The following is an 11,651-nucleotide window of genomic DNA, read 5'->3' on the forward strand; positions in this document are numbered from 1 at the left end:
GTCCAGTGGATCCGCGCGGCCGCCCCTTCGTACTGAATGGTTCCGCAGTCAGGGCCGGGTCACACCCCGGCCTTGGCCTCCGCGGGCTCGTCGCCCTCGCCGCCCTCGGCTTCGAGGCGCTTGTTGCGGCGCACCGAGGACCAGAAGGACCACGCGATCAGGACGACGCCGACGAGGCCGGTGATGACCTCGTTGATCTCGTACTGGATGGTGACGAGCAGGATCACGGCCAGCGCGCCGATGGCGTAGTGCGCGCCGTGCTCCAGGTAGACGTAGTCGTCGAGGGTGCCCTGGCGGACCAGGTAGACCGTGAGCGACCGGACGTACATGGCACCGATACCGAGGCCGAGGGCCATGAGCACGATGTCGTTGGTGATGGCGAAGGCGCCGATGACCCCGTCGAAGGAGAAGGAGGCGTCGAGGACTTCGAGGTAGAGGAACATGAAGAAGGCGGCCTTGCCGGCCATGGCGACGGCGGAGACGGGCTTGCCGCTCTTCTTCGCCTCTTCCTCGGCCTCGTGCTCGGCCTCCTCCTCTTCCTCCAGCTTGTTCTCGAAGTAGCCGGAGAGGCCGCCGACGATCATGTAGGTGATCAGGCCGAGGACACCGGAGATCAGGACGGTCTGCGCCTTGTCCACGTGGACGCCGCCGTGCTGGTGGGCGTTGGCGGCGAAGGTCATCGAGGTGATGACCAGGACGATCAGCGCGATGCACGCGGACAGCATGTCGATCTTGCCGAGCTTGGCGAGCGGGCGCTCCAGCCAGGCGAGCCACTTGATGTCACGGTCCTCGAAGATGAAGTCGAGGAAGATCATCAGCAGGAACATGCCACCGAAGGCGGCAATGGACGGGTGGGCGTCCGTGACGAGCTGCTTGTAAAGGTCCTTGTCGGTCATCGCCAGATCGACGGCCTCGATGGGCCCGATCTTGGCGCTGATCGCGACGATGACGACGGGGAAGACCAGTCGCATGCCGAAGACCGCGATGAGGACGCCGATGGTGAGGAAGATCTTCTGCCAGAAGGCATTCATCTTCTTCAGGATTCCGGCGTTGACCACCGCGTTGTCGAAAGACAGCGAGATCTCGAGGATCGACAGGATCGCGACGATCCCGAAAGCCTGCCACCCCCCGTAGAACACCGCTGCGACCAGACCGAGCGCAGTGATTGCGAACGACCAGCCGAAGGTTTTGAGAACCACTGGCACCCCATCGTCTTGTACGGCTTTACGAAACGTTGACCCCGAAGTCTAGAGCGATGCCCCTCAGGCCCGACGCGTACCCCTGCCCTACCGCACGGAACTTCCATTCACCCCCGTACCGGTAGACCTCGCCGAAGATCATCGCGGTCTCGCTGGAGGCGTCCTCGGAGAGGTCGTAGCGGGCCAGTTCCTGGCCGTCCGCCTGATTCACCACGCGGATGAAGGCATTGCTGACCTGGCCGAAGCTCTGCCGGCGGACGTCCGCCTCGTGGATCGAGACCGGGAAGACGATCTTGTCCACGCGCTCCGGGACCTTGGTGAGGTCGATGATGATCGACTCGTCGTCCCCCTCACCCTCGCCGGTGAGGTTGTCCCCCGTGTGTTCGACGGATCCCTCGGGGCTCTTGAGGTTGTTGTAGAAGACGAAGTACTCGTCCCCGAGGACCCGGCCGTCACTGCACAGCAGCGCGCTGGCGTCGAGGTCGAAGTCTGCTCCCGTGGTCGAGCGCGCGTCCCATCCGAGGCCGATCAGAACCCGGGTGAGGTTCGGTGCGGCCTTGGAGAGGGAGACATTGCCCCCCTTGGCGAGTGTGACGCCCATGTTGTGGTCCTCCCCGGACGACGGTGTGGCGGTGGTAGGGCCGGCAAGCCGGAACAGCCGTGAAGCCGGTACAACACTGCAGCCGGTGGCGCCGGCCGGTACAGCCGTAAAGCCCGTCCGGCGCCGTACACACAGTGCACGGCGCCGGACGGGTGAACTGCTCTCAGGCTCAGACGTTGACGCCGAAGTCCTGCGCGATGCCGCGCAGGCCCGAGGCGTAACCCTGGCCGATGGCACGGAACTTCCACTCCGCACCGTTGCGGTACAGCTCGCCGAAGACCATGGCGGTCTCGGTCGAGGCGTCCTCGGAGAGGTCGTAGCGGGCGAGCTCGCTGTTGTCGGCCTGGTTCACGACGCGGATGTACGCGTTGCGGACCTGGCCGAAGCTCTGCTGGCGGCTCTCGGCCTCGTAGATCGACACCGGGAAGACGATCTTGGCGACATCGGCCGGGACACCGGCGAGGTTCACCTTGATCGCCTCGTCGTCGCCCTCGCCCTCACCGGTGGTGTTGTCACCGGTGTGCTCGACCGAGCCGTCGGGGCTCTTCAGGTTGTTGAAGAAGACGAAGTTCGAGTCGTTGGCGACCTTGCCCTGGTCGTTGGTCAGGATCGCGCTGGCGTCGAGGTCGAAGTCGACACCGGTGGTGGTGCGAGCATCCCAGCCGAGACCGACGATGACCGCCGTCAGGTTAGGCGCGGCCTTGGTCAGCGAGACGTTGCCGCCCTTGCTGAGGCTGACTCCCACGGGTCCTCCATTGGGTTCTGTGTGGGGCGGGGCCCCGTCGTGCGGTTGCTACCGGATCAACGTTTCGATCCTAGTGACGGGTTCCCGCTTGTAGGCGGGTTTTCGCAGCGAACTGCGAGGACGGCTCTCAGAGGCTGTCGAGGGCCTTGATGTACTCGTTCAGGTCACGGGCGTCGGGCAGTCCGTTGACGACAGTCCAGCGCACGACGCCGTCCTTGTCGATGACGAAGGTGCCGCGGACCGCGCATCCCTTGTCCTCGTCGAAGACCCCGTACGCGCGGGAGGTCTCCCCGTGCGGCCAGAAGTCCGACAGCAGCGGGTACTCCAGCCCCTCCTGCTCCCCGAAGACCCGCAGGGTCGGCACGGAGTCGTTGGAGACGGCGAGGAGCTGCACGTCGTCGTTCTGGAACCGAGGCAGCTGGTCGCGCAGCTCGCACAGCTCGCCGGTGCAGACGCCGGTGAAGGCGAACGGGTAGAAGAGCAGCACGACGGCCTTCTCCCCCCGGAAGTCGGAGAGCCGCACGGTGGCGCCGTGGTTGTCCTTGAGTTCGAAGTCAGGGGCCTTGTCGCCGACCTGGATCGCCATCTCTCGCTTCCCTTCGTTCCTGCTTCCGGGTCCGCCGGAGGAGGTCCGGCGGGGTTGGGCTGTTCGGGTGAGGCACAGCCTAGGTGCGGCCGGGCCCGAAACGCACACGCCCCGCCGACCCGGGCGTCAGCCGGGTGCGGCGGGGCGTGCGTCCGCTCGATTGCGGGGCGCGGTTCAGCGCTTCTTGACGGCCGTCTTGGGCGTCACCAGCTTGGTGGCGGCCCACTCCTTGCCGACGGGAAGGCCCTTGGCCAGCGAGAGGCCGGCAGTCTCTGCGGCTTCCTTGATGTCGCTGGCCTCGACGTAGCCGGGGCGGCCCGTCTTGGGGGTCAGCAGCAGGATCAGTGCGCCGTCCTCGATCAGCTCGGTGGCATCGACCAGTGCATCCGCCAGATCGCCGTCGTCCTCCCGGAACCACAGCAGCACGGCGTCGGTGACGTCGTCGTAGTCCTCGTCGACGAGGTCGCCGACGAGCTCCTCGACGACGTCACGGAATTCCTGATCGACGTCGTCGTCGTAGCCGATCTCCTGGACCACCTGTTCGGACTGGAAACCCAGCCGGGCGGCCAGGTTCTCCGCGTGGTCCGCGGTCGCGCTCACGGGGTGCCTCCTGCTCATGTTCGGTGAATGTCTTCGGCGGCGCGCGTACGCGCAGCATTGGGCGTAGTCCACACGGGCGCGGCGGATCGCGCAAGTACCCGGCCGCCGAGACCGTCGAAACGGTGACGATTGCGGCCGTCTCGCCGCAACTTTCAGCCTCCCCGTGTACACGTCTCGTGATGCATCCCACACCATTCCAGCTCATTCGGCATCATCGGCAACGCATGAGGACTTTCCTACCTGTTTGAGGGACGAACGTCCTTACGAAGTCGTTGACCGGTCTGGGCGTAGGGTTGCGGTTTGGCCGGACCGCCTCCGATCCCCTCATCCCCGGGCTCCCCTGCCGACTCCAGGGAATACCCAGCGGTAAAGATGACGATTTCGGCCGAGCGTAAGACCATGGGAGGCGGCGCCCCCCAGACACGGGTACAGCACGACTCCCCCGACAGCGAAGGAACAGCGTGGCTTCCGCATCCGATCGCAATCCGATCATCATTGGCGGCCTGCCGAGTCAGGTCCCGGACTTCGATCCGGAGGAGACGCAGGAGTGGCTCGACTCCCTGGACGCAGCGGTCGACGAGCGCGGCCGTGAACGTGCCCGCTACCTGATGCTGCGCCTGATCGAGCGCGCCCGTGAAAAGCGCGTGGCCGTGCCCGAGATGCGCAGCACGGACTACGTCAACACGATCGCCACCAAGGACGAGCCGTTCTTCCCCGGCAACGAGGAGATCGAGCGCAAGGTCCTGAACGCCACGCGGTGGAACGCGGCCGTCATGGTCTCGCGCGCCCAGCGCCCCGGTATCGGCGTCGGCGGCCACATCGCCACCTTCGCCTCCTCCGCCTCCCTCTACGACGTGGGCTTCAACCACTTCTTCCGGGGCAAGGACGAGGGTGACGGCGGCGACCAGATCTTCTTCCAGGGCCACGCCTCCCCCGGCATCTACGCGCGCGCCTACCTCCTGGACCGGCTCTCCGAGCAGCAGCTCGACGCGTTCCGCCAGGAGAAGTCGAAGGCCCCGTACGGCCTGTCCAGCTACCCGCACCCGCGGCTGATGCCGGACTTCTGGGAGTTCCCGACCGTCTCGATGGGCCTCGGCCCGCTCGGTGCGATCTACCAGGCCCGGATGAACCGGTACATGGAGGCGCGCGGGATCGCGGACACCTCCAAGTCCCACGTCTGGGCGTATCTCGGCGACGGCGAGATGGACGAGCCGGAGTCGCTCGGCCAGCTGTCCATCGCCGCCCGCGAGGGCCTCGACAACCTGACCTTCGTCGTCAACTGCAACCTCCAGCGCCTCGACGGCCCGGTGCGCGGCAACGGCAAGATCATCCAGGAGCTGGAGTCGCAGTTCCGCGGTGCCGGCTGGAACGTCATCAAGCTGATCTGGGACCGCTCCTGGGACCCGCTGCTGGCCCAGGACCGCGACGGCATCCTGGTCAACAAGATGAACACCACCCCCGACGGGCAGTTCCAGACGTACGCCACCGAGTCGGGCGCGTACATCCGCGAGCACTTCTTCGGCGGCGACCACCGGCTGCGCGCGATGGTCGAGAACATGACCGACTACCAGATCCAGCACCTGGGCCGCGGCGGTCACGACCACAAGAAGGTCTACGCGGCCTACGCGGCGGCCAAGGCCCACAAGGGCCAGCCGACGGTGATCCTGGCCCAGACGGTCAAGGGCTGGACCCTCGGCCCGAACTTCGAGGGCCGCAACGCGACGCACCAGATGAAGAAGCTGACGGTCGACGACCTCAAGCGCTTCCGCGACCGCCTGCACATCCCGATCACCGACGCCCAGCTGGAGAACGGCGCGCCGCCGTACTACCACCCGGGCCGCAACTCGCCCGAGATCCAGTACATGCACGACCAGCGCAGCGCGCACGGCGGCTACGTGCCGACCCGCGTGGTGCGCGCGAAGCCGCTGCAGCTGCCGGACGACAAGGCCTACGCGGCGGCCAAGAAGGGCTCGGGGCAGCAGTCGATCGCCACCACGATGGCCTTCGTGCGCATCCTGAAGGACCTGATGCGGGACAAGGAGATCGGCAAGCGCTTCGTGCTGATCGCGCCCGACGAGTACCGCACCTTCGGCATGGACGCCTTCTTCCCGAGCGCCAAGATCTACAACCCGCTGGGCCAGCAGTACGAGGCGGTCGACCGCGACCTGCTGCTCGCGTACAAGGAGTCCCCGACCGGCCAGATGCTGCACGACGGCATCTCGGAGGCTGGCTGCACGGCCTCGCTGATCGCCGCGGGTTCGGCGTACGCGACGCACGGCGAGCCGCTGATCCCGGTCTACGTCTTCTACTCGATGTTCGGTTTCCAGCGCACCGGTGACCAGTTCTGGCAGATGGCCGACCAGCTGGCGCGCGGTTTCGTCCTGGGCGCGACCGCCGGCCGGACCACCCTGACGGGTGAGGGCCTCCAGCACGCCGACGGCCACTCCCAGCTGCTGGCGTCGACGAACCCGGGCTGCGTGGCGTACGACCCGGCCTACGGGTACGAGATCGCGCACATCGTCCAGGACGGTCTGCGGCGGATGTACGGCCCGGAGGCCGAGGACGTCTTCTACTACCTGACGGTCTACAACGAGCCGATCCAGCACCCGGCCGAGCCGGCGGACGTCGACGTGGACGGGATCCTGAAGGGCATCCACCGGGTGTCGCAGGGCACCTCCGGCACCATCGGGGCGCAGATCATGGCCTCGGGCGTGGCGGTGCCGTGGGCGCTGGAGGCACAGCGGATCCTGGCGGCCGACTGGAACGTGCGGGCGGACGTCTGGTCGGCGACCTCCTGGAACGAGCTGCGCCGCGAGGCCGTCGAGGTGGAGGAGCACAACCTGCTGCACCCGGAGGAGGAGCAGCGCGTCCCGTACGTGACGCGGAAGCTGTCGGGTGCGGAGGGGCCGTTCGTGGCGGTCTCGGACTGGATGCGGTCCGTTCCCGACCAGATCTCGCGGTGGGTGCCCGGCTCGTACACCTCGCTGGGCGCGGACGGCTTCGGCTTCGCGGACACGCGCGGCGCGGCCCGGCGCTTCTTCCACATCGACGCCCAGTCGGTGGTCCTGGCGACGCTCACCGAGCTCGCCAAGGAGGGGAAGATCGACCGCTCGGTGCTCAAGCAGGCGGTCGACCGCTACCAGCTGCTGGACGTGACGGCGGCCGACCCCGGCGCGGCGGGCGGCGACGCCTGACGCCTGCGGCGAGCCGGACGGAGTGAGGGCGGGCCGGTGAGCCCGCGTGAGAGGTGCCCCCCGGCCTTGCCGGGGGGCACCTCCGCTTTACGCGTTCCTTACGATGCTTCGCATGAAGGAACCCTCCCCCCAGGCGCGCTGGGAGCGCCGTACACAGGCTCCCCTGCTGGTGCTCGCCGTGACCTTCGCCGTGGCCTACGCGGTGCCCATCGTCGCGCCCGACGCGGATCCGGCGGTGCACCGGGCGTGCACGCACGCCGAGTGGGTGGTGTGGGGGGCCTTCGCCGCCGACTACCTGGTGCGGCTGGGGCTCGCCGCGGACCGCAAGCTCTTCGTACGGACCCACTGGCTGGACCTGGGGGCCGTGGTGCTGCCGCTGGTCCAGCCGCTGCGGCTGCTGCGGCTGGTCGCCACCCTGCTGCTGGTGGGCCGGCGGGCCCGGATGGCTCCGCAGGTCCGGCTCACGACCTACGTGGCCGGGGCCGTCGTGGGCCTGCTGATGTTCGGCTCGCTCGCCGTGCTGAGCGTGGAGCGCGACGCCCCGGACGGGAACATCAAGAACCTGGGCGACGCCGTGTGGTGGTCCTTCACCACCATGACCACGGTCGGGTACGGCGACCACTCCCCCACCACCGGCCTGGGCCGGGTCCTCGCCGTCGGCCTGATGCTGTCGGGGATCGCCCTGCTCGGTGTGGTGACCGCCAACATCGCCGCCTGGTTCATCGCCCGCTTCGAGCGCGACGACCAGGTGGAACGGCTCCAGCTGGCGGCCATCCGGGAACTCCAGGGAGAGGTACGGGCGCTGCGCGCCGAGGTCGCGGCCCTGGGCGGCGGAACGGCAGGGGCGGCAGGGGCGGCAGGGGCGGCAGCGGCAGCCGGTCCGGCCGAGCAGCCCGCCGCCGCCCCGGCGCCGCGCGGGGTTACGTCTCCCACACCTTGAACGCCCTCACCTGGTAGGGCGACTGGGGCAGCCAGACCCCGTCACCCGGGTAGGTCTGGAACTCGCCGGTCTCCGCGCACACCGCCGACTGGTACGTGGTCACCGGGCGGCCGGTCCGGTTGGCGAGGGACTGGGCGCTGGTCCCGGCGGGCAGGGCGGTGCAGCTGTTGATGTCCAGGGTGCTCAGCTCGTGTGTCTGCCGGGCGCCCTTGAACTCCGGCTTCGCCCACAGGCACAGCTGTCCGGTCGCACAGGCGCCGAGCGTGGCCGGGCCGGCGGCGTGCGCCGCGCCGGACGTGCTCGGGATGAGGGCGCTGAGGACCAGGCCGATGACGGCGAAAGTGGTGCTCCACGTACGCATGACGGGTCAACTCCTTGTGGACGGGCGTGCCCCGGACCGTTTCCCGAGCTCCGCCGACACCACGCTGACCTGGGCCGACGGCCGGGCGGAAGAGGCGGCGGGCGGGTCCACCCTGATAGGCGACGGCCCCGCGGGAACCATCCGGCGGGGCCCTCATACGTACGGAGTTGACGCCTCCGACGGGGCCGCGCACCCGCCCGCGGCGGCGCTCCCCACGCGCTCCGGGGTGATCGGGGGCGGCCGCGCCGCGCCGGTTGTCCCCGAAAGAGTTGCCGGCCGTCCTGTCCAAACGGCTCAACGAGGCAGCCGCCGCCACTGCGGTCACGGGTACCCTGACCGCTCACTCAGCGTCAGATCCAGCCTCGGAAAGGACCTCTCAGTGACGATCGACGAGCGGCCCGAGCCGGCGGGCGGGCTGCGCGAGCGCAAGAAGAGGCGCACCCGGGACGCGCTGCTGCGCGCCGCCCTGCTGCTCTTCGTCTCCCAGGGGTACGAGCAGACCACCGTCGACGAGATCACCGACGCCGTGGACGTGTCCCAGCGCACCTTCTTCCGCTACTTCGCCAACAAGGAAGAGGTCGCCTTCGCCGTCCAGGACCTGGTCGAGTCGCACTTCCTGGCCGAGCTGCGGGCCCGACCGGCCGCCGAGGGCCCCTTCGCGGCCATGCGCGGCGCGGTGCTCGCCGCCTGGGACACCGTCGAGGAGGCCATCTCCGAGGTGGTCCCCGTCGACCTCTACATGCGCGGCTACCAGCTGATCGAGTCCACCCCGGCGCTGCTCGCCGTGCACCTGCGTCGCTCCACCGCCCTGGAGGAGCGCATCGCGCGGCTGGTCGCCGACCGCGAGGGCCTGGACGTGGACGCCGATCCGCGGCCGCGGGTCGCCGTCGCCGCGTTCTCGGGCGTGATGAGGGTCACCGGGCGGCTGTGGGGCCAGGGCCAGGACACCAGCGTGGCGGCGATCCGGCGGATGACGGAGGCCTACCTCGACCAGATCGGCCCGGCCCTGGCCGCCGACTGGCGGGACGCGCCCGTCGCGGTCCGGGCCTGACCGGGCCGATCGTGGCGCCAGGGCTGCCCATAACAGATCCGCCGGCGTTCGGCCGAGGCGCACGACCGTTCCGTCCCACGGTCGGCCGTGAGCCCCGTCACCCGGCGCGCCACGGCCGGAAGGGGTCTCCTACGCTGGTCCCAGTGAACCTGCCCGGCCTCGCCCACTCCACCGCTCCCGGCGCCGACCCGCGCCCTGCCGCCCTGCGCACCCTGCTCGCGCTCGCGGTGGTCTTCGTCATGCTGGCCACCACCGGCTGGACGGCCGTGCACCGGCCCGAGGGCGGCACCCCGCTGCGGGCCGCCGCGCTCGCCGCCTGGGCACAGGCCCGGATCGACGGCCGCCCCGTACCGCCCGCGAACGCGCCCGTACGGACGGTGGCCCGCTTCTTCGGCAGCCTCGACGGCGCCCAGCGGGCCCGGCTCGCCGACGGCTACCCCTTCGTCGTGGGCAACCTCGAAGGGGCCCCCGCCGCCACCCGCTACCGGGCCAACCTTCGGGGCCTGCAGCAGGCCGGCCAGGTCGAGGAGGCGCGCGGCCGCGACGTCTCCCTGACCCCCTCCGACCGGGCCGAGGCCATCCGCCGCGCCCACCGCTTCGCCTCGCTCGCCACGCCCGGCCGGCAGATCCTCACCTTCGACCCCACCGGCGGCGGCCTGGTCGCCGAGGTGTTCGGCGACCTGGACCGGGCCCGCCGGGTTTCGGTGATCGTCCCCGGCGTCGACACCGACCTGATCACCTTCGAGCGCACCCAGCGCCGCTTCACCGCCCCCGTCGGCATGGCCGAGTCCCTGTACGAGGCCCAGCGCGCGGCCGCGCCGGACAGCGGAACGGCGGTCATCGCCTGGGCCGGCTACGTCGCGCCCACCGGGGTCGGCATGGACGCCGCCACCGGTCGCATGGCCGTCGACGGAGCCGCCCGGCTGAAGACGCTGACCACCGCCCTGCCCGGGGGCTCGACCGTGGCGCTGTTCTGCCACAGCTACGGATCGGTGGTGTGCGGGGTCGCCGCGCACGAACTGCCGCACCGCGTCACGGACGTGGTGGTCGCGGGCAGCCCCGGGATGCGCACGCAGAACGTCGCCGGACTGCACACCTCGGCCCGGGTGTGGGCCACGCGGGACGAGGGCGACTGGATCGCGGACGTACCGCACCTGGAGGTCGGCGGGCTGGGCCACGGGGCCGACCCGGTGTCCCCGGAGTTCGGTGCGCGGCTGCTGTCCTCGGCGACGGCCAAGAGCCACACCGGCTATTTCGCGCCAGGTACCGACTCGGTGGACAACTTCGCCAAGATCGGAACCGGCGCATTCGGTTCCGTTGTCTGCGCGACCGGGGACGACACGTGCCGACGCGGATTTTCCGGGGCAGAGCAGGACTGACGCGCGTAGAGGCCCGGAAAACGGGCTCCGCAACGAGGGGGACGCGCGGGCCCGCCTCCCTTTACCATGAGCCGCATGGGTGACGTACTGGCCGGAAACCATGCCGTCTGGGAGTTCGACTCGGACTCGGTGCTCATCCGCTTCGCACGGGGGATAAGAACACCGCTGGCTCCGAGGCTTTTTCACGCCCTCGGCTCGCGCAGGATCCCCCTGGAAGCGGTGTCCGAGGTGACCGTGACCGCCGGCAGGCGGGACACGGTGGTGCTGCGTGCCGTGCCGCGGCCGGGCGCGGATCCGCTGATGGAGGCCGCCGCGGGCCAGCTGAAGGAGGCCTGCGATCCGTACCGGCTGGTGCTGCCGGGCGAACGGGCGCCGCGTGCCGCCGCCTTCGCCGATGCGCTGCGGTCCCGGCTGGGGCCGGATGCCGCCGAGCCGGCGGACCGGTTCCTGGTCGCCGCCCCGCAGCCGCCGGTGCACCTGAAGGCGTACGACGCGCGGGTCGGCTTCGACGGCTCCGCCGTCACCTTCCACTGGTCCCGTACGGGCGCCACCAGCACCAAGTGGAAGGCGGGCGACCAGCGGTACCCGCTGTCCGCGCTGACCGGGGTCGAGTGGAGCTCCCCGGACGGCCCGGGCGGCCACCTGCGGCTCCTGGTCCGGGACACGGCCGCCGACCCGCGTCCGGACCACGACCTGGCGACGGCCGTCTTCGGCGTGGGCTACGGCGCGGTGCACGAATCGCTCCCGTTCGCGGCGACGGTCCTCGCCGCCCTGCGCAGCCGCACCCCGGTGGCGTCCGTCCCCCGGCCCCGCTCGGGCGACGAACGCCTCCGTCACCTGAGCGAGCTCCACAGCGCGGGCCTCCTGACGGACGCCGAATACGCGGCTCTCCGCGACCGCTGCACGGCGGAACCGCTGTAAGCGCCCGGCGCCGCTACGGGGGCTCCGCCCCCGGACCCCCGCGCCCCAAACGCCGGCGGGGCTGTCTATAGCCC

The 11,651-nt window shown here is 70.1% G+C and carries 11 protein-coding genes; 5 read left to right on the plus strand and 6 right to left on the minus strand.

Annotation, left to right across the window (positions count from 1 at the left end; all coding sequences use genetic code 11):
* Nucleotides 1-59 precede the first annotated feature (59 nt).
* The 5 genes from ACFWBN_RS38985 to ACFWBN_RS39005 all read right to left on the minus strand — a co-directional run bounded on the left by ACFWBN_RS38985 (nt 60) and on the right by ACFWBN_RS39005 (nt 3,731).
* Complete coding sequence (locus ACFWBN_RS38985; protein WP_385186373.1) at nt 60-1,199, minus strand: DUF475 domain-containing protein; 1,140 nt, start codon at nt 1,197-1,199, stop codon at nt 60-62.
* A gap of 25 nt (nt 1,200-1,224) precedes the next feature.
* The gene (locus ACFWBN_RS38990; RefSeq protein WP_215013771.1) at nt 1,225-1,800 is read right to left on the minus strand and encodes a TerD family protein; all 576 of its coding nucleotides are present in this window, start codon (nt 1,798-1,800) and stop codon (nt 1,225-1,227) included.
* A gap of 169 nt (nt 1,801-1,969) precedes the next feature.
* Nucleotides 1,970-2,545 (minus strand): TerD family protein, encoded by a 576-nt coding sequence (locus ACFWBN_RS38995; protein WP_030160471.1) that lies wholly within the window; start codon nt 2,543-2,545, stop codon nt 1,970-1,972.
* A gap of 127 nt (nt 2,546-2,672) precedes the next feature.
* Entirely contained in the window at nt 2,673-3,131 is a 459-nt protein-coding gene (locus ACFWBN_RS39000; protein WP_385186378.1) for a peroxiredoxin, read from the minus strand.
* A 174-nt stretch (nt 3,132-3,305) separates the two neighbouring features.
* The gene (locus tag ACFWBN_RS39005) at nt 3,306-3,731 is read right to left on the minus strand and encodes a DUF3052 domain-containing protein (RefSeq protein ID WP_385186381.1); all 426 of its coding nucleotides are present in this window, start codon (nt 3,729-3,731) and stop codon (nt 3,306-3,308) included.
* Between the two features lie 461 nt (nt 3,732-4,192).
* Here ACFWBN_RS39005 and aceE point away from each other — a divergent pair, with 461 nt between their 5' ends.
* Both aceE and ACFWBN_RS39015 read left to right on the plus strand, forming a co-directional pair.
* On the plus strand, nt 4,193-6,925 hold the full coding sequence (gene aceE, locus ACFWBN_RS39010) for a pyruvate dehydrogenase (acetyl-transferring), homodimeric type (protein ID WP_385186385.1): 2,733 nt from the start codon (nt 4,193-4,195) through the stop codon (nt 6,923-6,925).
* A gap of 112 nt (nt 6,926-7,037) precedes the next feature.
* Nucleotides 7,038-7,865, plus strand: coding sequence for a potassium channel family protein (locus ACFWBN_RS39015; protein WP_385186389.1), 828 nt, complete (start codon nt 7,038-7,040; stop codon nt 7,863-7,865).
* Here the strand turns inward: ACFWBN_RS39015 and ACFWBN_RS39020 are convergent.
* Nucleotides 7,846-8,226, minus strand: coding sequence for a peptidase inhibitor family I36 protein (locus ACFWBN_RS39020; RefSeq protein WP_385186392.1), 381 nt, complete (start codon nt 8,224-8,226; stop codon nt 7,846-7,848). The two genes, ACFWBN_RS39015 and ACFWBN_RS39020, sit on opposite strands and share 20 nt — an antisense overlap.
* 379 nt (nt 8,227-8,605) lie before the next feature.
* Here ACFWBN_RS39020 and ACFWBN_RS39025 point away from each other — a divergent pair, with 379 nt between their 5' ends.
* The 3 genes from ACFWBN_RS39025 to ACFWBN_RS39035 all read left to right on the plus strand — a co-directional run bounded on the left by ACFWBN_RS39025 (nt 8,606) and on the right by ACFWBN_RS39035 (nt 11,577).
* Entirely contained in the window at nt 8,606-9,277 is a 672-nt protein-coding gene (locus ACFWBN_RS39025) for a TetR family transcriptional regulator (RefSeq protein WP_385186395.1), read from the plus strand.
* Between the two features lie 227 nt (nt 9,278-9,504).
* On the plus strand, nt 9,505-10,656 hold the full coding sequence (locus tag ACFWBN_RS39030; protein ID WP_385186403.1) for an alpha/beta hydrolase: 1,152 nt from the start codon (nt 9,505-9,507) through the stop codon (nt 10,654-10,656).
* A 66-nt stretch (nt 10,657-10,722) separates the two neighbouring features.
* Nucleotides 10,723-11,577: a DUF4429 domain-containing protein gene (locus ACFWBN_RS39035; RefSeq protein ID WP_385186400.1), complete on the plus strand. Its 855-nt coding sequence runs from the start codon at nt 10,723-10,725 to the stop codon at nt 11,575-11,577.
* Nucleotides 11,578-11,651: the final 74 nt, after the last annotated feature.

Origin of the sequence: Streptomyces sp. NPDC059989 (assembly GCF_042736975.1) — a bacterium.
In the GTDB taxonomy this organism is placed as follows: Bacteria; Actinomycetota; Actinomycetes; order Streptomycetales; family Streptomycetaceae; genus Streptomyces.